This is a genomic window from Oryzibacter oryziterrae (assembly GCF_021864535.1).
In the GTDB taxonomy this organism is placed as follows: domain Bacteria; phylum Pseudomonadota; class Alphaproteobacteria; order Rhizobiales; family Pleomorphomonadaceae; genus Pleomorphomonas; species Pleomorphomonas oryziterrae.
This window is the reverse complement of the sequence record NZ_JAKJIC010000009.1, coordinates 54065-76154: the sequence shown is the minus strand read 5'-3', so window position 1 is coordinate 76154 and position 22090 is coordinate 54065. Positions and strand designations below refer to the sequence as shown.

Annotated in this window: 18 protein-coding genes; 11 read left to right on the top strand and 7 right to left on the bottom strand. The window is 61.5% G+C overall.

Annotated elements, in window-relative coordinates; genetic code table 11:
- Nucleotides 1–22: 22 nt before the first annotated feature.
- Nucleotides 23–979 carry a glycosyltransferase family 2 protein gene (locus L2I41_RS11320; protein ID WP_237153659.1) on the bottom strand — a complete coding sequence of 319 codons (957 nt, stop codon included), beginning with the start codon at nt 977–979 and terminating at the stop codon, nt 23–25.
- Between L2I41_RS11320 and L2I41_RS11315 the strand changes: the two genes are divergently transcribed.
- Together L2I41_RS11315 and L2I41_RS11310 are read left to right on the top strand one after the other, a co-directional pair.
- The gene (locus L2I41_RS11315; RefSeq protein ID WP_237153658.1) at nt 966–3209 is read left to right on the top strand and encodes a glycosyltransferase; all 2244 of its coding nucleotides are present in this window, start codon (nt 966–968) and stop codon (nt 3207–3209) included. The genes L2I41_RS11320 and L2I41_RS11315 overlap by 14 nt on opposite strands.
- Complete coding sequence (locus L2I41_RS11310; RefSeq protein WP_237153657.1) at nt 3166–4167, top strand: mitochondrial fission ELM1 family protein; 1002 nt, start codon at nt 3166–3168, stop codon at nt 4165–4167. The genes L2I41_RS11315 and L2I41_RS11310 overlap by 44 nt, the downstream gene beginning before the upstream one ends.
- Before the next feature lie 5 nt (nt 4168–4172).
- On the opposite strand, the gene L2I41_RS11305 is transcribed toward L2I41_RS11310, so the two are convergent.
- The gene (locus L2I41_RS11305) at nt 4173–4634 is read right to left on the bottom strand and encodes an Lrp/AsnC family transcriptional regulator (RefSeq protein ID WP_237153656.1); all 462 of its coding nucleotides are present in this window, start codon (nt 4632–4634) and stop codon (nt 4173–4175) included.
- 369 nt (nt 4635–5003) lie between these two features.
- Between L2I41_RS11305 and trxB the strand changes: the two genes are divergently transcribed.
- The gene (trxB, locus tag L2I41_RS11300; RefSeq protein WP_237153655.1) at nt 5004–5966 is read left to right on the top strand and encodes a thioredoxin-disulfide reductase; all 963 of its coding nucleotides are present in this window, start codon (nt 5004–5006) and stop codon (nt 5964–5966) included.
- Between the two features lie 159 nt (nt 5967–6125).
- Nucleotides 6126–7016, top strand: a complete 891-nt coding sequence (locus tag L2I41_RS11295; protein WP_237153789.1) for a LysR family transcriptional regulator — start codon at nt 6126–6128, stop codon at nt 7014–7016.
- Between the two features lie 374 nt (nt 7017–7390).
- On the opposite strand, the gene msrP is transcribed toward L2I41_RS11295, so the two are convergent.
- Nucleotides 7391–8344, bottom strand: coding sequence for a protein-methionine-sulfoxide reductase catalytic subunit MsrP (gene msrP / locus L2I41_RS11290; RefSeq protein WP_237153654.1), 954 nt, complete (start codon nt 8342–8344; stop codon nt 7391–7393).
- Nucleotides 8345–8725: 381 nt separating this feature from the next.
- On the opposite strand from msrP, the gene L2I41_RS11285 reads away from it, so the two are divergent.
- The 4 genes from L2I41_RS11285 to L2I41_RS11270 all read left to right on the top strand — a co-directional run bounded on the left by L2I41_RS11285 (nt 8726) and on the right by L2I41_RS11270 (nt 12790).
- Nucleotides 8726–9493 carry a DeoR/GlpR family DNA-binding transcription regulator gene (locus L2I41_RS11285; protein WP_237153653.1) on the top strand — a complete coding sequence of 256 codons (768 nt, stop codon included), beginning with the start codon at nt 8726–8728 and terminating at the stop codon, nt 9491–9493.
- Nucleotides 9490–10641: an MFS transporter gene (locus L2I41_RS11280; RefSeq protein ID WP_237153652.1), complete on the top strand. Its 1152-nt coding sequence runs from the start codon at nt 9490–9492 to the stop codon at nt 10639–10641. Before L2I41_RS11285 ends, L2I41_RS11280 begins: the two co-directional genes overlap by 4 nt.
- 133 nt (nt 10642–10774) lie before the next feature.
- Nucleotides 10775–11977, top strand: a complete 1203-nt coding sequence (locus L2I41_RS11275) for a pyridoxal phosphate-dependent aminotransferase (RefSeq protein ID WP_237153651.1) — start codon at nt 10775–10777, stop codon at nt 11975–11977.
- Nucleotides 11978–12343: 366 nt separating this feature from the next.
- On the top strand, nt 12344–12790 hold the full coding sequence (locus L2I41_RS11270; protein ID WP_237153650.1) for a hypothetical protein: 447 nt from the start codon (nt 12344–12346) through the stop codon (nt 12788–12790).
- A gap of 18 nt (nt 12791–12808) precedes the next feature.
- Here the strand turns inward: L2I41_RS11270 and L2I41_RS11265 are convergent, their stop codons facing one another.
- Nucleotides 12809–13099 (bottom strand): HlyU family transcriptional regulator, encoded by a 291-nt coding sequence (locus L2I41_RS11265; RefSeq protein WP_237153649.1) that lies wholly within the window; start codon nt 13097–13099, stop codon nt 12809–12811.
- Between the two features lie 160 nt (nt 13100–13259).
- Between L2I41_RS11265 and L2I41_RS11260 the strand changes: the two genes are divergently transcribed.
- A complete protein-coding gene (locus tag L2I41_RS11260) occupies nt 13260–14231 on the top strand; it encodes an endonuclease/exonuclease/phosphatase family protein (protein WP_237153648.1) in 972 nt (323 codons plus the stop codon).
- An 81-nt stretch (nt 14232–14312) separates the two neighbouring features.
- Here L2I41_RS11260 and rpoD read toward each other — a convergent pair whose 3' ends face one another.
- The 3 genes from rpoD to L2I41_RS11245 form a co-directional block, all read right to left on the bottom strand.
- Nucleotides 14313–16343 (bottom strand): RNA polymerase sigma factor RpoD, encoded by a 2031-nt coding sequence (rpoD, locus tag L2I41_RS11255; protein ID WP_237153647.1) that lies wholly within the window; start codon nt 16341–16343, stop codon nt 14313–14315.
- Nucleotides 16344–16720: 377 nt separating this feature from the next.
- Nucleotides 16721–18676: a DNA primase gene (gene dnaG / locus L2I41_RS11250; RefSeq protein WP_237153646.1), complete on the bottom strand. Its 1956-nt coding sequence runs from the start codon at nt 18674–18676 to the stop codon at nt 16721–16723.
- Between the two features lie 121 nt (nt 18677–18797).
- Nucleotides 18798–19310 carry a DUF1499 domain-containing protein gene (locus tag L2I41_RS11245; protein ID WP_237153645.1) on the bottom strand — a complete coding sequence of 171 codons (513 nt, stop codon included), beginning with the start codon at nt 19308–19310 and terminating at the stop codon, nt 18798–18800.
- Nucleotides 19311–19696: 386 nt separating this feature from the next.
- Here L2I41_RS11245 and L2I41_RS11240 point away from each other — a divergent pair, with 386 nt between their 5' ends.
- Together L2I41_RS11240 and L2I41_RS11235 are read left to right on the top strand one after the other, a co-directional pair.
- On the top strand, nt 19697–20284 hold the full coding sequence (locus L2I41_RS11240; protein ID WP_237153644.1) for a hypothetical protein: 588 nt from the start codon (nt 19697–19699) through the stop codon (nt 20282–20284).
- A gap of 56 nt (nt 20285–20340) precedes the next feature.
- Complete coding sequence (locus L2I41_RS11235; protein ID WP_237153643.1) at nt 20341–22074, top strand: methyl-accepting chemotaxis protein; 1734 nt, start codon at nt 20341–20343, stop codon at nt 22072–22074.
- The last annotated feature ends 16 nt before the right edge of the window (nt 22075–22090 follow it).

Sequence of the window (22090 nt, the reverse complement as noted above, 5' to 3'; positions counted from 1 at the left end):
TTCTCGCCCATATGCACAGACTTCATTTCTTGGCTTTGCGCTCGTAAAGCTCCTTGGCCATGCCAATTCTGAGAGCTCGCCCGGCGCTGAGGATTATGGCGATGACAAATCCTTCAACGCCAACTGCAAACAAGCGCCGGATGAAATAGTTCTTGAAGAAGAAAAATGGCGGGTCGAACAGCAGTCTGATCGAGGACGGATTACGTCCCTTGGACACCCAGTCCACGGCTGAGAGTTCACTGTATGCTTTGATCTTTTCCCACATCTGGGAGAATGACTTCATCGAAATGTGGGCCACGTCTCCCTTGAGAGTCACGGGCTTGCTTCCGTCGTGCGTGATGACCTTGTCGTGAACGGTGCTGCTCTTGAACCCTGCGCGGCGGCGATCATAAAGGCGTGGAGTGATGTTGGTCGGATTGAAAAGTCCAGGTTTCAGCGTCGGTGCCAACAAGCTTACATGGCGAATGCGCAGTGAGTAAGCAGCAGCACGCTTGTCGTCTGGCAAAGCCTGTATTGCTCTGATCGAGGCTTTGACCTCGTCGAGCAACACTTCATCGGCATCGAGGTTGAGAATAAGGTCATGCCGGCATTGGGCTTCTGCAAAAACCTTTTGCGGGCCAAATCCTTCCCAAGCCCGATGAAATACGCGATCGGTGTAGCGGCGGGCGATGTCGACTGTGCCGTCCGTGCTGCCACTATCCACAACGACCAGATCGGCCTCCAAGTCCTTGATGCTTTCCAATACGAGGGGCAGGCGATCGGCCTCGTTCTGGCAGATGATGAAGATCGACAAAGGGGATTTGGACACGAGACAACCATGTTCTTTTGTAACGGGGGATGGAACCTTAGCGATCCCAGCCTCATGGACATTTAACAACTCGTTTGCACCTGTGTCCACGTGGGCCTTCTCGTTGCCGGATGTTTGAAATATGAAGGAGCGGTCTGGCGGGAGCAACGCGCCGGCCTTGGAATTTGGCATGTATTTGATCCTGACGCAGTGTTTTCCACCAGCGACCGGTGGAATCGAAGCCTTGATGGGTGGCCTTGCTAACGCATTGAGTGAGGCTGGCCAGGATGTGACAGTGCTGGCCGACGGGGCGTCGGTGGCATCCGATTCTGGTGCGAGATTTGCGATTAAGCGGTTTGGCGGTCTTAAGCCTGTTCGGCGGTGGCGAAAGGGGAGGGAAGCCAAGCGTATCGTTGCCTTGGGATCTGTTACCGCCGTCATCGCTGATAGTTGGAAGAGCCTTGAGCATTACTCTGCTGGGGCAACTCCGGTCCTCTGCTTGGCGCATGGCATGGAGTTTCCGCCTGCACCTTCACCTGCCAAAGCAGAGCGCATCCGAAAAGCCTTGGCGAAAGCGTCTCGTGTCGTAGCCAACTCCGATTATACCGCTTCTCTGGTCCAGCCCTATCTTGGAGTGGGCGTTGCGCTTGATGTTGTCACACCTCCAATCGTGCCGCAGGGCGATGCCGATCCATCCAAAGTTGCCAGCCTTCGTGTGCGCCATGGACGAGGTCTCATAGTCAGTTGCCTTTGCCGTCTGGAGCCTCGCAAAGGTGTTGACCGCCTGATCGAAGCAGTAGCTGCAAGCCGATTTTCAGATACAACGTTGCTGGTGGCGGGAAATGGACGCGATCGTCCGCGTCTGGAGGCGCTGGCCCAGCAAACCGGAGCGGGCGACCGCATTGAGTTTCTTGGGGGGGTATCCGAGGAGGACAAGGCGGCCTTGTTCGCTGCGTCGGATATCTTCGCCATGCCCGCCCGACGTGAAGGAGCCTCGGTGGAGGGGTTCGGTCTCGTCTATCTTGAGGCGGGGTGGCATGGGTGTCCCGCGCTGGCGGGCCGGGAGGGTGGCGCTGCAGATGCTGTCCTTGACGGGAAAACCGGTCTTCTGTGTGACGGCAACGACCCAGCCAATGTTCAGGCCGCCCTTGATCGATTGCTGTCCGATCCCAATCTGCGTGAGCGCCTTGGTCGGTCTGCTCTTCTGCATGCGCGGGGCCAAACATGGGCTATGAAGCTGCCGGCCTATCTCTCTGGTCTGACTGACGAAAAGCACCGGCCGCATGTACTGCAGCTGCTTCCGGCTCTGGGCGACGGCGGTGTCGAACGGTCAACTGTGGAGATGGCAGAGTTTCTTGCCGCCAAGGGCATTGCGAACTGGATCGCGAGCAAGGGAGGGGATCTTGTTGCGCAAGTCGACGCGTTGGGCACGGTGCACTGGAAGATATCCGTGGGCGACAAGTCGCCCCTCGCCATTCTGAGGAATGCCTTTGCAGTCGCCAGGTTAATCGATGCCAACGAAATCGATATCGTGCATGCCCGCAGTCGTGCGCCGGCTTGGGTTGGTTGGTTGGCGACCCTGATGGCACGGCGTCCATGCCGTTTTCTCACGACCTTCCATGGCGTGTATGGGCACGGCAATGCGTTCAAGCGAGCCTACAACAGGGTTATGTTGCGGTCGCCGATTGTCGTGGCTAACTCCGAGTTCATTCGCCATCATATTGAGACCGTCTATGGTGTCGAGAGCGAGCGGATCATTGTTGCTCCGCGAGGAATAGACCCCAAAGTCTTTGATCCCTCTGCAATCTCGGCCGAACGAGCGGCCACGATCCGGGATGAGTTCGGAGTTGGGACTGGCGTTCCCCTGCTTGTGATGGTCGGCCGGATCACAGGTTGGAAGGGCCACGGCGTACTCTTGAAGGCGCTTGCACACCTTGCCGATCAGCCATGGCATCTTGTTTTGGTAGGTAGCGGCAAAGATGGGCTGATCGCCGAAGCCAAGGACCTTTCACAGTCTCTTGGCTTGTTCCAGCGCGTCTCATTTGCAGGCAGCCGGCGCGATGTTGCTGCCATTCTTGCTACTGCGGACCTGGCATTTTCCGCGTCGACCGAGCCGGAAGCATTTGGGCGGGCTGCCATCGAGGCACAGGCCATGGAGACCCCCGTCATAGCGACGGACCACGGTGGGTCGCGTGAAACAGTCGTGCCAGGAAAGACGGGCTGGCTTGTTCGTCCTGGTGACGCCGCGGACATGGCCAAGGCTGTCCGGGATGCTTTGTCCGACCCCGAGCGGCTCTTGGAGATGGGAAAGGCCGGCCGCATGCATGTCATGGCGCATTTTACCAAGCAGCATATGCTTGAGCAGGAATATGCAGCCTATGAGCGACTGCTGGCGATTGGCGAGGCTCGAGGCGATGGTTGAGGTCCATAGACCATCAGTCTGGATTCTCACCGACGGCAAGGCGGGGGATGAGATTCCGTTGATCGGGGTCGCGGAGGTACTTGGCGTTTCGCCAGACGTGCGACGGGTCAAGCCGCTGTCGCTGTTTGCCTGGTTCATGCCTTGGGGGGGCATCGATCCGCGTGAGGCCCCGGGACGATCCGGATCGCCGCTCAGTCCGCCCTTTCCCGACATCTGCCTTGCCACGGGGCGGCGGGCCATTGCCTATGTGCGCAAGCTGAAACGGGTATCCCCCGACACATTCACCGTTGTGTTCAAGGATCCCCGGACGCACCGGCATGGGGGCGATCTAGTGGTGGTCCAGTCGCATGACCGGCTGCGAGGGGGCGCTGTTGTCGTCCATACGACCGGTCCCAATCGGATCTCCGAGGCCGCCTTGGCGGCCTTGCGCGAGGAGCCGCCGGCCATTCTGGCGACGCTGCCGACGCCGCGCGTGGCCGTTCTGGTCGGTGGCAACAGTCGCCATTCGCGGTTTTCCGCGGCGGATCAGCAGGCGTTCAGTGCAGGGCTGAGCGCCTTGGCGGCGAGTGGCCGCTCGCTGATGATCACCGCGTCGCGGCGGACGCCCGCAGAATTGCGGGCCGCATTGAGCGAGCTGGGACGTATGCCCAATGTCTACATTTGGGACGGCGCGGGTGCCAACCCCTATTTGGCGATACTTGCGCTAGCGGACGAAGTCGTGGTGACGGCGGACTCCACCAACATGATCGGAGAGGCGGCCAGCACCGGCCGGCCCATCCAGATTTTCCATCCGTCCGGTGGTCACAGGAAGATCGACGCCTTCATTGCGGCCCTGAGCCAGCACGCCTCTGTGGGCCGGTTTCCTGATGCACCGGCCAGCGGAACCTATCAGCCGATCAACTCCACCGGCGAAATCGCGCGTCTGATTCTGGAGCGCTGGCAAGCGCACCGGCGCTGAGCCCCTCAAGCGACCGAAGGCTCGTTCTTCACCTGCCGCAGCGTCAGGCTGGTGCGAACCGTGCCCACATTGGGCGCTGCGGTCAGCTGTTCGATGACGAAGGTCTGGCAGGTCTTGAGGTCAGGTGCCACGCATTTCAGGATGAAGTCGATCTCGCCCGACTGCATCCAGCATTCCCTGACGATGGGCCAGGAGGCAACCCGCGCTTCGAAAGCCATCAGCTCGGCTTCGGATTGCGAGGACAGGGAGACGAAGGCGAACATCGTGGCGTCGAGGCCGAGCGACTTTTCATCGAGCAGGGCCCGATAGCCCTTGATGATGCCGGCTTCCTCCAGGGCGCGCACCCGCCGCAGGCACGGCGGGGCGGAAATGCCGACGCGCGAGGCCAGCTCGACGTTGGTCATGCGTCCGTCTGCCTGCAATTCACGCAGAATTTTCCAATCGATGGGATCGAGACGCATGTTCATGACTGAGACTCACGGGTGGGAGAGTGGCGCACGATTCATATAGATCCTTTCGTTTGGGCGAAAGCAAATTTCGTGGATGCGCATGATTATGCAAGATTGACTATGCCGGCACTGGTTCGAAAGCGCTTCAAATGTTGTGGAGCGCCAGGCTCAAGATCGGAAGGTCGTGTCCAAAGCCTTGAAAGACAAAGGGTTTGAACCTAACATCTGGGCAAAGAAATGTGGGACACCGGTGGTCCGAGGTACGCTGGCAGCAATTTGCACGGCGGATTGGAAGGCGGTGTCTGAGAGTTTGCCGAAGGATGGCGCCGATTGCTTGCAAGCGGCAGAGAACCGCCTTCGGCTTGCTCAACGGATCAAGGCAAGCAGATGGCGCATCATCATACAAAGGTTCTCATCATCGGTTCTGGCCCGGCCGGCTATACGGCGGCCATCTACGCGGCCCGTGCAATGCTTGAGCCGATCCTCATTGCCGGCATGCAGCCGGGTGGCCAGCTGACGATCACCACGGATGTGGAGAATTATCCGGGCTTTGCCGAGGCGGTGCAGGGACCTTGGCTGATGGACCAGATGCGGGCGCAGGCCGAGCATATGGGCACGCGGATGGTCGCCGATATAGTCACCAAGGCCGATCTGTCGGTGCGGCCCTTCACCTTCACCTGCGACAGCGGCGACGTCTATACGGCCGACAGTCTGGTCATTGCCACCGGCGCGCAGGCGCGCTGGCTGGGGCTGCCGTCGGAGCACAAGTTCCAGGGCTTTGGCGTGTCGGCTTGCGCCACCTGTGACGGCTTCTTCTATCGCGGCAAGCATGTGGTCGTGGTGGGCGGTGGCAACACCGCCGTGGAAGAGGCGCTCTATCTGACCCACCACGCCGCCAAGGTCACGGTGGTGCATCGCCGCGACAGCTTCCGTGCCGAGAAGGTGATGCAGCAGCGCCTGTTTGCGCATCCCAAGATCGAGGTGATCTGGCATTCTGTGGTTGACGAAGTGCTGGGCACCGAAGGCTTCCCGCCCTCGGTCACTGGTCTTCGCCTCAAGAACATACAGACAGGCGCAACCACGGAGATGCCGATCGATGGCATTTTCGTCGCCATCGGGCATGCCCCGGCGGTGTCGCTGTTTGAGGGGCAGGTGAAGCTCAAGCCGAGCGGCTACATCTGGACCGAGCCCTACTCGACGGCGACCTCTGTGCCGGGTGTGTTCGCGGCCGGTGATGTGACGGATGAACATTTCCGTCAGGCGGTCACCGCCGCCGGCATGGGCTGCATGGCGGCGCTGGAGGCAGAACGCTATGTGGCGGCGCAGGCGTTTGAAGCTGCGGCCGAATGAATGTAACGATAGGTGCGTCTCGGGGGAGCAAAGACCTGGGTGGGGTAACAAGCGTGCGACAAGATTGCCGTTGTCCGGCCTCAGCCGGGTGACAAGTCGACGGAGACCGTCATGGATCTGAAAGCGCCGCGCCTGACCGGGCAACAGGGGAACTGGATCATGGATTGGGACAAGCTGCGCATTTTTCATGCGGCCGCGCGGGCTGGAAGCTTCACCCATGCCGGGGATTCCCTGAGCATGAGCCAGTCGGCGGTAAGCCGGCAGGTCAGTGCGCTCGAGTCGGATCTTGGGGTGCCGCTGTTTCATCGCCATGCGCGCGGACTGATCCTGACCGAGCAGGGCGAGCTTCTCTACCGGGCGGCCCATGATGTGCTGATGAAGCTCGAGGACGTGCAGAGCCGGCTGACCGACAGCCGCGAGCGGCCGTCGGGCTCCCTGCGCGTCACCACCACCGTGGGCATTGGCTCCACCTGGTTGACCTCGCGCGTCGATGAGTTCGTCGATCTCTATCCGGAAGTGCAGCTGCAGCTGATCCTGGACGATGTGGAACTCGATCTGTCCATGCGGCAGGCCGACGTGGCCATTCGCCTGCGCCAGCCGACCCAGCCGGACCTCATCCAGCGCAAGCTGTTCACCGTGCATTTCCACCTCTATGCGTCGCCGGTCTACATCAAGCGCTTCAGCGCACCGCGCACCATCGAGGATCTCGACGGGCATCGCATCGTCACTTTCGGGGCTGCGGCACCATCCTATCTGCGCGACATGAACTGGCTGGAGAGCGTGGGTCGTCCCTATGATAATCCGCGCCTGCCGGTGCTGCGGGTCAACAATCTCGTGGCGATCAAGCGATCGGTGCAGCGCGGTGTCGGCATTGCGCTGTTGCCGGACTATCTGGTCGAAGCCGACTCCGGCCTGATGCAGCTGATTCCGGAAGTGGATCTGCCGTCCTTCGACACCTATTTCGTCTATCCGGACGAGCTCCGGAACTCGGCGCGCGTGCATGCGTTCCGCGATTTTCTGGTGGCCAAGGCCCAGCGCTGGAACTACTGAGCGGGCAATTGTGGCAAGAACTCGAATGGCCAGCCGGCAAACAACCGGCTGGCCATTTTCGTTGCAACTCCATGAGAATAGTAGAAAATTTCTTGAATTGAGTGATATCCCGAATGTGGCAAAAGCCACACATTAGGCAACTCGAAGAATAATCTGCATAGCTGACATGCAGTCTGCCTTCTTGTTTTGCATCTGCGAAGGGAGCATATCAGGGGCAGCTGATGTGTTGGTTCCATCGTCTCTTCCTCCCGGCGATGTCGAACCATCAGCTGTTCCCCTCTGGAAGGTGCGGATCGTCCCTGCGAACCGCATTCCAAAACTTACAAAAGCCGGGCTTCGTGCCCGGCTCTTTTTTTGCCCATTTGGGTTCAACCTCACATGAACAGCGGCTCGCTTTCGAGGCCCTTGTAGAGGCCGGCGACCTCCTCGGCATAACCATTGTAGAGCTGCGTCGGCACATAGGCGCCTGAGCCCAGCACTCGCTCTTCGGCCTGGCTCCAGCGCGGATGCGGCACGTCGGGGTTTACATTGGCCCAGAAGCCATATTCCGAAGACTGCAGTTGCTGCCAGAAGTTCACCGGACGCTCGTCGGTGAAGGTGATGCGCACGATCGACTTGATGGACTTGAAGCCGTATTTCCAGGGCAGCGCCAGACGCAAGGGAGCGCCGAACTGCCCCAGCAACGGCTTGCCATAGGCGCCGATCACCATGAAGGCGAGGTCGTTTGTGCCTTCCTCCATGGTCACGCCTTCGACATAGGGCCAGGGATAGAGGAAGTTGCCCAGCTCCGGTGCCATGCCGGGTGAACTGAAGGTCTCGAAGCGCACATATTTGGCGCTGGAGAGCGGGCGGGCGTAGTCGATGAGCGCCTTCAGCGGGAAGCCGGTCCAGGGCACGGTCATCGACCAGGCTTCGACACAGCGGTGCCGATAAAGTCTTTCCTCGACCGGCATGGCGGCAACCAGCTTCTCGATGTCGAGCTTCTTTTCCTCTTCCACCATGCCGTCGATGGTCACCGTCCAGGGGAAGGGTTTGAAGTCACCGATGGCGGCATAGACCTGCTTGCCAGGGGTGAACTCATAGAAGTTGTTGTATTTCGAGTTGACGTCTTCGGGGGTCAGTTCGCGATCGAGCTTGTAGGCCTCGTTGCGTTTGGCCGGAAAGATGCCGTCGAACGGCGTGGCCGCCGCAGCCGGCTGCGGTCTCAGGGCGATGAGGCCAGCCCCCAGTCCCATGCCGGCTAGCAGTTGTCGCCGGTTCAGGAAGGCGGACTCGGGCGTGGCGGCCGCTTCGGGCAGTTCCCAGCGGCGTGGATTACGGATCAGCATGCATTCCTCCTCGATAACGGGCGTCGCCTTTCCCTCATTCGGAAGAGTGCTGTCTTTTGTTACGTCAGGGCAATCACTTTCCGTTGACTGGTCCTTGTTGCCAGCGAAGGCAAGTTCAGATATTGAATCGGTTCATAAAATCAAAAGGGACGGAAGCTGCTGCAATGTCGAGGACATCCTTTCGCGCTTGATGAGCATTTGTCGCCCGTTCCATGTCCGCACCTTGCTCGGTGGCGGCCGGGTCGGCGCAGGACACCGGCTGTTTGCCTGAAGTCACGGACTGCAAATGTGACGCGATCCTGGGGCCACTTTGCCTGAATGTGCACTCTTGACTGCACGATAATGCATAAATATAAATAATCGTGCAAACTGGACCTTGTCATGTCCCCTGAAGAGCGCCAGAGCCAAATATTGCTGCTGCTTGCAGCCGAACCTCGGATCTCCGTGGGAGACCTTGCCACGCGCTTCTCGACGTCCGACGATTCCATCAGGCGGGATCTTCGCAGCCTGTCGCAAGCCGGTCTGATCCGGCGCGTTCATGGGGCAGTCTTGCCAGCCTCATTGCCCCGTCAGTTTGACTTGCGACGCGGTTCTCAAACCTCGGCCAAACAGGCGATCGGCCGCGTGGTGGCCGAACGGCTCCGGGAAGGGTGTGTGGTTCTGCTCGATAGCGGGTCAACAGCGCTCGCCGTGGCTGAAGCGCTCCCCTACGACCGCCGCCTGACGGTGATCACACCCAGTTTGCCGGCCGCGTTGGCGCTGGCGGATCGTCCACTGATCGAGACCATTGTGGTCGGCGGGCGTCTAGAAGGCGCCGGCCGGTGCAGTGTCGGATCGGCCGCAGTTGCCGCAATCCGTGCTGTGCGCGCCGACGTATGCGTACTCGCCTCCTGCAGCGTTGATCCCGAGGCCGGATTCTCTGCCGACAACTATGAAGAATCCTGGGTCAAGCGGGCGATGATCGAGGCGTCCGCCGCAACCATCGCCGTGGCAACCGGCGACAAGATCGGAACTATCTCTCCCCATCACGTGGCGGATCTTGCGGTGACGAGCGAGATCGTAACCGACGCTTCGGTCAATCCAACCCTGCGCGACCGGCTGATCACCGCGGCAGTCACGCTTACCATCGCAGAGTCAACATCCTCATGAGCACCACCCCCACTCGCGCCCGCTGGTCGGTCGCCGCCGTCTTCTGTACCAATGGTGCTCTGTTCGGCTCCTGGGCACCGAATGTGCCGTTGATCCGCGACAAGCTGCACCTGACCGACAGCGAGTTGTCGTTGGCGCTGCTGGCGCTGGCGGGCGGCGCCGTGGTGGCCATGCCGATTGCCGGCTATCTGATCTCGCGCTTTGGCAGTGCCGGGCCGACGCGTTACTCCATCCTGGGGATGGTATTGGCGTTGCCGCTCCTCAGCCTTGCGCCTTCGCTGGCGATGCTGTGCCTTTGCGCCTTCCTGTTCGGCTTCTCCAATGGCGTCAACGACGTTGCCATGAACACCCATGCCGTAGAGGTGGAGCGGCAATATGCCCGGCCGATCATGTCCGGCCTGCACGGCACCTGGTCGATCGGCGGCTTCCTGGCGTCGTCGCTGGCGGGGCTGTTGCTGAACTACATGGGCACGACCACGCATTTTCTGATCGTCACCGCCTTCTTCCTGGTGGTGGCCGGCTATGCCGTGACCGGTTTGCTGCCCGGCGAGGCCGACAAGGGCGAAGCGGGCTCGCATTTCGCGTTGCCGGATCGGTCAGTGCTGGTGATCGGCATTCTGACGCTGTTCGGCTTCATGCTTGAAGGGGCGATGCTGGACTGGAACGCCATCTTCATGCGCACCACCTTCAACTCCGACGCCACCATGACGGCGGCCGGCTATGCGGCCTTTGCCGGCGGCATGGCGATCGGGCGCTTCTCCGGTGACTTCATCCGTCTGCGCCAGAGCGCCGTGCACATCGTCCGCTTCGGCGCGATCATGGCGGCGATCGGCATCCTGATCGCGACCTATGTCGGCCAGATCCACATTGCCATTCTCGCCTTCGGTCTCACTGGTCTCGGCGTGTCCAACCTCGTGCCGCTGTTCTTCACGGCGGCCGGCCGGGCCAATGTTGCCTCGTCCGGCAAGGGCGTGGCGGCGGCGGCCACCTGCGGCTATTGCGGCTTCCTGGCGGGACCGCCGATCATTGGCTATCTGTCGACCCACACCGGTCTCGGCGTTGCCTTTGTGCTGCTGGCCGTGGCGCAAGTGGCCATTGCCATCTTTGCCATGGCGGTTCGCCCGGCTGATCAGTTGCCCGGACAGTAAGCCGTCAGGCCTTTTTCCGCGCAGTTGCGGACGAATCCGTCTTGCGCGGAGCGCTGCAGCGCAATAGAGCAGGGGCGGTCGCTGGTGGAAGTGCCGCGACCCTTTCCCATCCGCGTTAGGAGACGCATCCCCCATGTCCTTCCTTGCCGAGTCCCTTTCCCGTGTGAAGCCCTCCGCCACCATCGCCGTCACCAACAAGGCTCGCGAGCTCAAGGCCGCCGGTCGCGATGTGATCGGCCTTGGCGCTGGTGAGCCCGACTTCGACACGCCGGCAAATATCAAGGAAGCGGCCATCAAGGCCATCAATGAGGGCAAGACGAAATATACGGCCGTTGACGGCATTCCCGAGCTTAAGGCGGCGATCTGCGCCAAGTTCAAGCGCGAGAACGGCCTTGACTACAAGCCGAACCAGATCACCGTCGGTACCGGTGGCAAGCAGGTGCTCTACAATGCGCTGATGGCCACCCTGAACCCGGGCGATGAAGTGCTGATCCCGACGCCATACTGGGTCAGCTATCCGGACATGGTGCTGCTCGCGGGCGGTACGCCGACCTTCGTCGAAGCGACGCTGGAATCCAACTTCAAGGTGACCGCCGAGGCGCTCGACAAGGCCATCACGCCGAAGACGAAGTGGTTCATCTTCAACTCGCCCTCCAACCCGTCGGGCGCCGCCTATAGCCACGACGAGCTGAAGGCTCTGACCGATGTGCTTGTCAAGCATCCCCATGTCTGGGTGATGACCGACGACATGTACGAGCACCTCGTCTATGACGACTTCAAGTTCGCCACCCCGGCGGAAGTCGAGCCCAAGCTCTATGACCGCACGCTGACGGTGAACGGCGTGTCCAAGGCCTATTGCATGACCGGCTGGCGCATTGGTTATGCCGCCGGTCCGGCGGAGCTGATCAAGGCCATGGCGGTGATCCAGTCGCAGTCGACGTCCAACCCGTCGTCGATCGCCCAGTATGCTGCCGTCGAGGCGCTGAATGGGCCGCAGGACTTCATTCCGGCCAACAACAAGGTGTTCAAGGAGCGCCGCGACCTCGTGGTGTCCATGCTCAATCAGGCCAAGGGCCTCAAGTGCCCGACGCCGGAAGGTGCCTTCTACGTCTATCCGTCCTGCGCCGGTCTGATCGGCAAGAAGACCCCGGCCGGCAAGGTGATCGCCAGCGACGACGACTTCGTGTCGGAGCTGCTGGAGGCCGAGGGCGTTGCCGTGGTTCAGGGTTCGGCCTTCGGCCTTGGCCCGAACTTCCGCATCTCCTATGCGACGGCCACCAAGGACCTTGAGGAAGCCTGCATCCGCATCCAGCGGTTCTGCGCCAGCCTCATCTGATTTTTGCCGTATTCCATCACACGCTGTGCAAGGCCGGGGTCTCGTCCCCGGCCTTTCGCATTTGAGGCCGATGCATTGCACGCCCGTCCTGTCTGGTCGGTTCCGTCGCCTCAGAAGGAAATCATTAAAAAATTCTGAACGATGCGGAATAGTTCGCCAGCTACGACGTTTTCCAGAAACATCCCGTAAAGCGTATCAGCCCCTTCAGGACGGTGATTTCGTCCTTCTTGCCGAGACGCCATAAAAATGCCGCAACATTTCCAGTCCCCAACCGTATTCCCGGCGCCTGACAGTCCCATTCGGGTGGCCTACTCATCGGTGTTGGAACTGGGGGCGCGTCGGCGATCCCACCGTTCCGGATCACTGATGGTGGCAATCATGCGGCATGAGGACGAGGTCCAGTTCGAGTTGACCCCCAGGAGTGGAAACGAGATGGCGGTCGGCGCCGGAGCGTCGATCATGGTGGCCGTGGCTACGGCCTTGGTGCTGATGCTGACCCTGCTGGTCGCGAGCCTCTCGTCGGCGCATGCGATGCCGCTGCCGGCAATCTCGGCCGGTGGTGCGCTCAATCGCTCGCTGGTGTTGGCGAGCGTACAGGAGCCGGTGCAGCAGGCGACCTACCAGATCACCGCTGTGGAGACGCCGCGCGATGATACCTATCTCCTGCGCAACAACGAGACGGGCGAGCACTATAGCCTGGCGACCCTGCTGCTGGTCGTGGTCGTCTGCGGTTCGCTTTCGGCGACGGCAAATCTCTGGCATCAACTGGCATCCCGTGCATTGACCGGGCTGCGCCGCGTCTTCACGCGTTGATGCCTGGGTTCATGGGCTTCAGCTGAAGATTGACTTGCCCTGCTGGTCGATGATCAGGCGTCCCTTCTGGAAGACGATGTCGTGGGCCTGATCGACGTCAGTGAACTTGTCGGCGCGCACGAAGCGATGCTCCTGCTTGCCACCTTCCGGCGTCTCAAGAGAGATGACACCGCAGAGTTGCCATTGGCCGCCGTCGGCCTTGAAGGGCGTCGAGGTGATGATGAAGCCCTTGTGCTCCTGGGTGGGGGCGGTTGCGGACAGAGTGGCGCCCGAATTGCCGCCGCCGAACAACTTCTTCCAAAAGGACATGACGATCGCTCCCGTGCCGGTATCCTGAGCGTGGTCTAGCCGGTCAGGCCCCTGACGACAAGCCGCATCCTTGCGTCATGGCTTTGCAATATGCCGGGACTAGGTAAAGATCTCGATTGGCCGTCCGCGCCGATATCTTCCCTTTCCGGAGTTTCCACCGATGCATTTCAAGACCGCCGCCGCCGGCTTGCTCGGCGCTGTTTCCATGCTTGCCGTCAGCCAGCAAGCCATGGCCGAGACGCAGATCACCTTCATGGCCTTCAACATGTATGGCGCCGGTGCCAACAAGGGCGAGACGATCGACAAGACGGTGGCAGCCATCAAGGCCGCCAATGCGGATATCATTTCCATCTCCGAGACCAGGGCCGAAGGCGATCCCTGCACTGCTGACAGCTGCCCGCCGGCTGGCGAGAGCCGGGCCGCCGCGCTCGCCAAGGCACTGGGAATGAACTACTACGACCAGAAGGGTGACAATCCGGCGATCTGGTCCAATGCGGTGTTCTCCCGCTATCCGATCGAAGGCGGACGCCCTGGCGACATCGGCGTCAATGTCAACGTCGACGGCCGCAAGGTGGCGGTCTACAGCGTCAATCTGCCGGATGCCCCCTATCAGCCCTATCAGGTGCTCAACATCCCCTATGGCAACTATCCCTTCGCCAAGACGGCGGATGAGGCGATCAAGTTTGCCGAGGGCGCGCGCGGCAAGTCCTTCGATGAGATGATCGCCGACGCTGGCGTCGCCGAGAAGGAAGGCGCTTCGCTGGTGCTGATCGGTGGTGACTTCAACGAACCGTCGCATCGCGACTGGACGGAAGGCACCGTCAAGGCCGGCTTCCAGCCGATGCCCGTGGCCTGGCCCGGCACCACCAAGCTGGAAAAGGCTGGCTTTGTCGATCTCTATCGCGCTGTCTACCCCGATCCCGTGGCCAAGCCCGGCATCACCTGGACGCCGACCACAGAGGCGACCGATCCTTCCGATCACCATGACCGCATCGACTTCGTCTTTGCGCGTGGCGCCACGGTCAAGCCGCTGAGCGCCGCTGTCGTCGGCGAGAAGACGCCCGAGGCCGATATCGTCGTCAGCCCCTGGCCGTCCGACCACCGGGCGGTGATCGCCAAGTTCAGCTTCTGATCAGGCATCAAGCTGCCAAACAAAAAGACGCCGGAAGCGACAACTTCCGGCGTCTTGCTGTTTCTGGGCTGAAGCTATGCCTCAGTTGTCGAGGAAGCTCCGGAGCTTGCGCGAGCGGCTCGGGTGCTTGAGCTTCCTGAGCGCCTTGGCCTCGATCTGGCGAATGCGTTCGCGCGTCACCGAGAACTGCTGGCCGACTTCTTCCAGCGTATGGTCGGTGTTCATGCCGATGCCGAAGCGCATGCGCAGCACGCGTTCTTCGCGCGGGGTGAGCGAGGCGAGCACGCGCGTGGTGGTTTCGCGCAGGTTCGACTGGATCGCCGCGTCGATCGGCAGGATGGCGTTCTTGTCCTCGATGAAGTCGCCGAGGTGCGAGTCCTCTTCGTCGCCGATCGGCGTCTCGAGGCTGATCGGTTCCTTGGCGATCTTCAGGACCTTGCGCACCTTCTCAAGCGGCATGGCCAGCTTCTCGGCCAACTCTTCCGGCGTCGGTTCGCGACCGATCTCATGCAGCATCTGGCGCGACGTGCGGACGATCTTGTTGATCGTCTCGATCATGTGCACGGGGATGCGGATGGTGCGGGCCTGGTCGGCGATCGAGCGGGTGATCGCCTGCCGGATCCACCAGGTGGCATAGGTCGAGAACTTGTAGCCGCGGCGGTATTCGAACTTGTCGACCGCCTTCATCAGGCCGATGTTGCCTTCCTGGATGAGGTCGAGGAACTGCAGGCCGCGGTTGGTGTATTTCTTGGCGATGGAGATGACGAGGCGCAGGTTGGCCTCCACCATTTCCTTCTTGGCGATGCGCGCTTCCTTTTCGCCCTTCTGCACGAGATGGACGATGCGGCGGAACTCGCCCGGCTCGAGGCCGGTCTCGGAGGCGAGCGACTGAATGGTCTGGCGCAGGTCGCGGATGTCTTCCTTGGCCCGGGCGATGAATTCCTTCCAGCCCTTGGACGACAGCGAGGCGACGCGGCGGATCCAGTTGGGATCGAGCTCGGAGCCCTGATACTGCTTGAGGAAGTCCTCGCGGCCGACGCCGTAGCTTTCGGCAAGGCGCAGCAGCTTGCCCTCGAAGCCGAGCAGCTTCTTGTTGAACTCGTAAAGCTGCTCCACCAGCGCCTCGATACGGGCAGCGTTGAGCGACAGCGACTTCACGTCTTCCTGGATCTCTTCCTCGAGCTTCTTGTAGCGGCGCTCCTGGCTGGGGCTCAGTGTCGAGTTCTTGAGGCGGTTCTCGACATTCTGCTCCTGCAGCCGGCGCAGCTTCTTGAAGTTCTCGGCGATGCGGTCGAAGGTTTCCAGCACCTTCGGCTTCAGTTCCGCTTCCATGGCCGACAGGGAGACATTGTTCTCCATGTCGTCCTCATCCAGCATGTCGGTTTCCGGCGGCGGCGCGGCTTCCTCATCGTCATCCTCGCCACGCGGACGGGCCGGGGCAGGTGCGGGGGCTTCTTCCTCGCCCTCAGCCACAGCCTCACCTTCGGCGAAGGGCAGCGGCGCACCCTTGCCGTCCGGACCGGCATAGGTGGCTTCGAGGTCGATGATGTCGCGCAGAAGGATCTTGCCTTCGTTGAGCTCGTCGCGCCAGAAGATGATGGCCTGGAAGGTCAGCGGGCTTTCGCAGAGGCCGGCGATCATGGCCTCGCGACCAGCCTCGATGCGCTTGGCGATGGCGATTTCGCCCTCGCGGCTCAGCAGCTCCACCGAACCCATTTCGCGCAGATACATGCGGACGGGATCGTCCGTGCGGTCGGTCGGCTCGCGCGCCGTGGTGGTCTTGGCGACGGCGGTGCCGGTTGTTTCGGTCAGCTCGTCGCTTTCCTCGGCACCGTTGGCGTTGTCTTCGCCGGCGGCCTCTTCGGCCTCCTCGGAGTCCACAACGTTGATGCCCATGTCCGAGAGCATCGCGTAGATGTCCTCGATCTGGTCAGACGAGTTCTGATCAGATGGCAGGACTTCGTTCAGTTCATCATAGGTGACATAGCCGCGCTTCTTGGCGAGCTTGATCATCCGCTTGACGGCGGCATCGGACAAGTCGAGAAGCGGGCTGTCCGGACCTTCGTTACCGGTGTCCTGGCCGTCTTCGTTTTCGGTTGCCTTGGTCGCCATATTCATCTCCGCCTTCCGGGGCGCGTGGCCCACGGTCGCCTTGTCCAAACTCACGCCTGCGTCGCAGCCGAAATCCGCGCATCAGGTCCGGAACGCTACAAATAGGGTCAAGCCCTTAAGTCTGGTTTAACCTTCGACATCGTCGCGCTTGGCCCCGCGCGCCTTCGATAAGGCATGACCATACCCACGGGCCGCCGCCAGCCCATGGAACAATCCGGAACGGTGTATGTAGCGGCCCAAAAAGATTCCGCAAGGGTGATTCGAATCACGAATTGCCTGAATTTCCGGTTTTTGCGTGTCGACGGCAGCGCCTGCCGTTCAAACGCCATGTTTTGCAAGCCCGAAGCCTGGTTTTCCACAGTGCGGGGCAGCGATGCCTATTTCCAGAGGGCTGGCTGAGCCGAGGCCGCCCCGGTGGTCGCTGCGCGAATCGCTTTTGCCTCTTCCGCCAGCTCCTGCTCGCGACGCAGCAGTTCTTCCCGACGTCGGCCGAGATCGCGCGACAGCTCGAAGATGTAGACGGCGACGTTCTCCTCGGTCTCGGCGGTGACATTCTTCATGTCGCGTTCGATGTCCTCCGCCAAGGCACGGAGCGAAAGGCGCTCGATCAGCAGCTCGAAGCAGGTCTCGACGAAGCTCTCGGCCGGATGGAAGCGCAGGATGGGAAGGCGTTCGCGCAGCTTGTGGCCGCGCCCGATGCTGACGCCGTCTTCCCGCCGGATCTCGTCGCCATGCACTTCGTTCAGGACGAAGTAGAATCTGTTGTCGAGGCCTTCATAGAAGTCCTGAACCGAGTGGCCGTCGAAGTCGGCGGCGATGGAATAGAGAGCCCGCTTGAAGTCTTCGAGCGCCTGCACATGGAAATCGAGGCGGGCCAGCCGGTCCATGTTGGCTTCGAAGAGGTCGGGATATTCGACCGACAGGCCAAGCAGCACCCGCTCTATGGTGGCGAGATCTGGCTCATCGGGATGCCGAGGTGCCGATGGGGCGGCGGGCTGAGCCTTGCCCGCCTGGCGATCGCCACCGGCCCCGCGCGCCTTGCGGTCATGGCTCCAGAAGAGTTCGGAGAGATTGACGCGCAGGGCAAGCCGATAGCGGCGGGCGACGCGTTCGTCCTTGATCAGCCGGACGAGTTCTTCGATGCGCGCTTCCAGCGCGGCCTTGCGTTCGGGAGTGTCGAGGCGAGCACCTGCCACTTCCCGCTCCCACAGCACTTCGGACAAGGGGCGCGCCTTGGCGACCTCGCCGAGGAAGGCGTCGGCGCCACCCTTGCGGACGAGATCGTCGGGGTCCTGGCCGTCTGGCAGGAAGCAGAAGTTGAAGGAGTAGCCGCTCTTGAGAACGGGCAGGATCCGGTCGATGGCGCGGTGGGCGGCGGAGATACCGGCCTTGTCGCCGTCGAAGCAGATGACCGGCTCGGCTGCAAACCGCCAGAGACGGGCGATGTGGTCCTCGGTGAAGGCGGTGCCGAGCGCCGCCGTCACATTGCGGATACCGGCCTGGTAGACCGATATGGCGTCCATGTAGCCTTCGGTGACGATCATCGTGCCGGACTTGTGCGCCGCCTCGCGGGCCCGGTGCACGTTGAACAGCATGGTGCCCTTGTGAAAGAGCGGCGTCTCCGGCGAGTTGAGATATTTCGGCTGGCCGTCCGGATCGAGCGTGCGTCCGCCGAAGGCAACGACGCGGCCGCGTTCGTCGTGGATGGGGATCATCAGCCGGCCGCGGAAGCGGTCATAGCTGGCGCGGCCGTCCTCTGGCTTGATCAGCAGGCCCGCCGTAACGGCGACGGCTTCGGGGACACCGCTCTGGACCAGATGGCGCTTGAGGGCGTCGCGTTCGTCTGGCGCATAGCCAAAGCGGAACTCGATGGCCGTCTTGTCGACAATGCCGCGACGGACCATGTACTCGCGCGCCGGCTTGCCCTCGGGGGAGCGCAGCTTCTGTTCGAAGAACTTGGCGGCGATCTCCACCGCCCCGGCAAGGTCGACACGGATCGCTTCGCGTTCCCGGTCCCGTGGATCCGGTTTGGGCAGGGCGACGCCAGCTTCTTCGGCCAGACGCTCGACCGCTTCGGGAAAGTTGAGGCCTTCGGCTTCGGTGAGGAACTTGAACTGGTCACCTGTCGCGCCGCAGCCGAAGCAGTGGTAGATGCCGCGCCGGTCGTCGCAGTGGAAGCTCGGCGATTTTTCCTGATGGAAGGGGCAACAGGCCCAGTAGTCGCCGCGCGCCGGCTGGCTCTTGCGCTTGTCCCAGGTCACACGTCGCCCAACAACCTGGCTGATGGGCAGCCGGCTGCGAATCTGGTCGAGAAGTGAGTTATCGAAGCGCATGAGCGGGTCTAGGCGTCCTGAACGGCGTCTCTATTCTGCTTCTTTATAATCTCATTGCGACGGTGAAGTCAGCGCCTCAACTGGTCCACGGATAGAACAGTCATTGCGACATTTGTCGCCGTTACGGCTTGGGAGGGGCTTTCAGTTCGGCTTCGATTGCCGAAAGCAGAGCCTCGATATCAGCCGCGTTGCGGCCCATGTCGTAATAGCCGATCTGGCTGCGGGAATAGAGGAAAATGTCAGATCCGCCGTCGCTTGTGGGCTGCACCATCACCGACAGTGTCGAGGGAATGCGAATGTTCGGGCTGTAGACGACCGCACGCAGGCGGGTGTTGATCGGGTTGATGCCGATGACCGCGACCTTGCCGGGCAGCTTGCGCACCGCCTTGGAGGCAATGTCGAACACAGCCGCAGCCGGCGCTGCATAATGCGGCGTTATGATTCCGGGCTCGCCCTTGGCACAGGCGCCATCGGGACAGGCCAGCATGTCGTTGAGTTTGCCGGTGCGCACCGGCGCGGCAAAGTCGTAAGGACCAAGGTCGGCTGGCCCGAACAACAGCGCCCAGCTCTCCTCCCGCCCGTAAAAGCTGAAGGCGCCGACGAGAAGCAGCAGCACCAGGGCCAGAGCGGCCATGAGATATCCGAAAAAACGCAAAGGCGACATGGCGACCAGGTTCAACTCAACAGACGATGGCAGCTTGTATCCTGATTAGTGCGGTCGCGCCATATGCCCTTGGCGACAGAAGCGTCGCCTCGACGCTGGCGTTTGCGCGGTCAGGCATGGTTGTGGGAACATGCTGCGACGAACGACAAACCGGAGTGTCGCGATCAACAAGGCAGAAAAATGTCCTCACCTGTCAGTTATCGACACCGTCATTTCTAGCATATCGTCTGCGCTTTTATTATATGTGATTGCTTTATTTAATGCTCGTTCTGTCTGTAATTTTGGATTCTGCTCAATGTTATCTTTGTTGTAACCTTCATCGTGAGATCGTGTTCCGGGTTTATTTGGAGGATCTCATGAATAAAGCTGCAGTATACGCATTTACGCTTGTTGTGTCGTCGCTTGTCCCGGTGACGGCCACCCTGGCCGATGACGACTATGCTGCCGCCGCCCGCGGCTATGTCGAGAAGATGGTGGTTCCGCTGCTGTCCGAGGCTGTCGTTGTCGACGCTGTGACGGCGCAGGACGCCAAGAACGCCGGTCTGCAGCAGTCGGACATTGACGGTCTTGACCAGAAATGGCGCGCCGAGATCGAGGCTGCCGACAAGCCGCTGATCGACAGTGTACTTTCGACCCCGCTGTCCAAGTTCCTGACGGCCGCCAAGGAAAAGTCCGACGGTGTGATTACCGAGATGTTCGTGACCGACAACAAGGGGCTCAACGTGGGTCAAAGCGATGCCACGTCCGACTATTGGCAGGGCGACGAAGCCAAATGGCAGAAGTCCTTCCAGGCCGGGCCGGGGGCCATTTTCGTCGATGATGTCGAGAAGGATGAGTCGACGCAGCAGATGCAGACGCAAGTGAGCGTCACGATCGTCGATCCCAAGTCGGGAGCCGCCATCGGCGCCATCACCGTCGGAATCAATGTCGACGGTTTGCAGTGAGCCTGAAGGCTTGACCGCCGGAGGCCCCACGACGGGGCTTTCGGCGGTCGAAGGTGATGGATGTGTCCATTGTGCCGGACCGAGCCGCGCAGCCGACAGGCGCGCCGGCACTTCGGTCGTTGGGCTGGAGTGGTTGCGACGGAGTGTGCGCAATGAAGTTGGGGCTGTTCGGTAAGCTGTCACTCAGGGCGAAGGTTGTTGCGGTGTTGACGGGAACAATCGTGTTCGCGCTGCTTGTCACGGCCGTCACCGCTCTGCAGGGCGCCTCGCAAATCCTAGGGGACCAGTATCAGGATTCCCACCTTGAGATGACAGGACTGCTCGCCTCTGCCGTCGAAGGCGGGGTGAAGTGGAAGAAGCAGGAGGTCATTTCCGAGGGTTACAAGACCTTCACGGCGGGAGATCAGCCTCCGATGTTGCGGGCGCGCGTCACGGCGGCCGATGGCAGCATTCTCTCCGAGTTCACCGCCACTGGCGCCGATGCCGGAGCGACTGATCGCAAGTTCGATGAGCTGCTCACAGGCAGCCCCGGCGCAGTCACGGCGGCTATGCTGCCGGACTCCGTCATCGTCGTCAGCCCTGTTGGCAAGGACAAGGCCGGCAAACCCTTGGGGCATATGGCGATTGCCTGGCGTACTGATACGCTGCATGCCTATGTCAACGCTCTGACCGGCCGCATCTCCGCGGCCTTGGCCGGGGGCGCGGTGGTGATGATCCTTGTAGTCCTGGCTTTCATGGCCAAGGTGGTCACCGGGCCGCTCGAAGCGCTCCGCCGCGTTATCAGCGGCCTGACACACGGCGAGCTTGATGCATCTGTGCCCTTCCTCAACCGCAGCGACGAGATTGGTGAGATTGCCGGTGCGGTTGCCATCCTGCGCGACGGCGTCATTGAACGGCAGCATTTTTCGAGTGACCAGCGTGAGCGCCTTGCCAGACAAAGCGCCCGTGATCAACAGCTTGAGGCATTGGCCGACGAATTCCGGGCGGCATCGACCCAAATGCAAGCGGCCGTTGACCGGCAGATGACCGATCTCAAGGGCACAGCCGAGGGGCTCTCGGCAACCTCCAGCGATACCCGGCGCCGTGCAACGGCAATGCGGGAGAAGTCCAACTCGGCTTCGTCCAACGTGCGTTCGGTGGCTGCGGCGGCCGAGGAACTGTCCAGTTCCATACAGGAAATCGGCAGCCAGATCGGCAAATCGGCAAAGTCCATTGCCGACGTTGACGCCGAGGCAGCAGCATCGTCCGGACAGGTGGCGGCGCTTAGCGAGGCGGCTGATCGCATCGGCGCTGTGGTCGATCTCATCCGCGACATTGCCGCGCAGACCAATCTTCTCGCCCTCAATGCCACTATCGAAGCGGCGCGCGCCGGCGAAGCAGGGCGTGGCTTTGCCGTCGTGGCCAGTGAAGTCAAGGAGTTGGCTGGTCAGACTGCCAAAGCCACTGACGACATCGCTTCGCAAGTGACGCAGATCCAGTCCCGCACCCGGTCGGCGGTCGAGGCGATCCAGGAGATCACCGTAAAGATCGCCTCCGTGAAGGAGCTGTCCGACGCCATTAATGCGTCCGTCGCCCAGCAGGCAGAGGCGACCGACGAGATCAGTCGTTCGATCGCCACTGCGGCAGAGGGCACTCAGATGGTGGTGATCGAAGTGGAAACGGTGGAGGCGGCTTCAGCCGAAACAGTGGCCGTCGCTGCGCAGGTCAACGAGACGGCTGACGCTGTCGCGGTCGGCGTGCGCGATTTCGTCGCGATCGTCGAGCGCTATCTCAAGGATGCTGCCGCGTGAACGGCTTGCGGTTGCC

What these genes read in the sequence shown, in the direction of transcription:
- L2I41_RS11320 (WP_237153659.1), bottom strand. Translation starts at nt 979, where the DNA reads ATGCCAAATTCCAAGGCCGGCGCGTTGCTCCCGCCAGACCGCTCCTTC.
- L2I41_RS11310 (WP_237153657.1), top strand. Translation starts at nt 3,166, where the DNA reads ATGAGCGACTGCTGGCGATTGGCGAGGCTCGAGGCGATGGTTGAGGTC.
- L2I41_RS11305 (WP_237153656.1), bottom strand. Translation starts at nt 4,634, where the DNA reads ATGAACATGCGTCTCGATCCCATCGATTGGAAAATTCTGCGTGAATTG.
- trxB (WP_237153655.1), top strand. Translation starts at nt 5,004, where the DNA reads ATGGCGCATCATCATACAAAGGTTCTCATCATCGGTTCTGGCCCGGCC.
- L2I41_RS11295 (WP_237153789.1), top strand. Translation starts at nt 6,126, where the DNA reads ATGGATTGGGACAAGCTGCGCATTTTTCATGCGGCCGCGCGGGCTGGA.
- msrP (WP_237153654.1), bottom strand. Translation starts at nt 8,344, where the DNA reads ATGCTGATCCGTAATCCACGCCGCTGGGAACTGCCCGAAGCGGCCGCC.
- L2I41_RS11285 (WP_237153653.1), top strand. Translation starts at nt 8,726, where the DNA reads ATGTCCCCTGAAGAGCGCCAGAGCCAAATATTGCTGCTGCTTGCAGCC.
- L2I41_RS11280 (WP_237153652.1), top strand. Translation starts at nt 9,490, where the DNA reads ATGAGCACCACCCCCACTCGCGCCCGCTGGTCGGTCGCCGCCGTCTTC.
- L2I41_RS11275 (WP_237153651.1), top strand. Translation starts at nt 10,775, where the DNA reads ATGTCCTTCCTTGCCGAGTCCCTTTCCCGTGTGAAGCCCTCCGCCACC.
- L2I41_RS11270 (WP_237153650.1), top strand. Translation starts at nt 12,344, where the DNA reads ATGGTGGCAATCATGCGGCATGAGGACGAGGTCCAGTTCGAGTTGACC.
- L2I41_RS11265 (WP_237153649.1), bottom strand. Translation starts at nt 13,099, where the DNA reads ATGTCCTTTTGGAAGAAGTTGTTCGGCGGCGGCAATTCGGGCGCCACT.
- L2I41_RS11260 (WP_237153648.1), top strand. Translation starts at nt 13,260, where the DNA reads ATGCATTTCAAGACCGCCGCCGCCGGCTTGCTCGGCGCTGTTTCCATG.
- rpoD (WP_237153647.1), bottom strand. Translation starts at nt 16,343, where the DNA reads ATGGCGACCAAGGCAACCGAAAACGAAGACGGCCAGGACACCGGTAAC.
- dnaG (WP_237153646.1), bottom strand. Translation starts at nt 18,676, where the DNA reads ATGCGCTTCGATAACTCACTTCTCGACCAGATTCGCAGCCGGCTGCCC.
- L2I41_RS11245 (WP_237153645.1), bottom strand. Translation starts at nt 19,310, where the DNA reads ATGGCCGCTCTGGCCCTGGTGCTGCTGCTTCTCGTCGGCGCCTTCAGC.
- L2I41_RS11240 (WP_237153644.1), top strand. Translation starts at nt 19,697, where the DNA reads ATGAATAAAGCTGCAGTATACGCATTTACGCTTGTTGTGTCGTCGCTT.
- L2I41_RS11235 (WP_237153643.1), top strand. Translation starts at nt 20,341, where the DNA reads ATGGATGTGTCCATTGTGCCGGACCGAGCCGCGCAGCCGACAGGCGCG.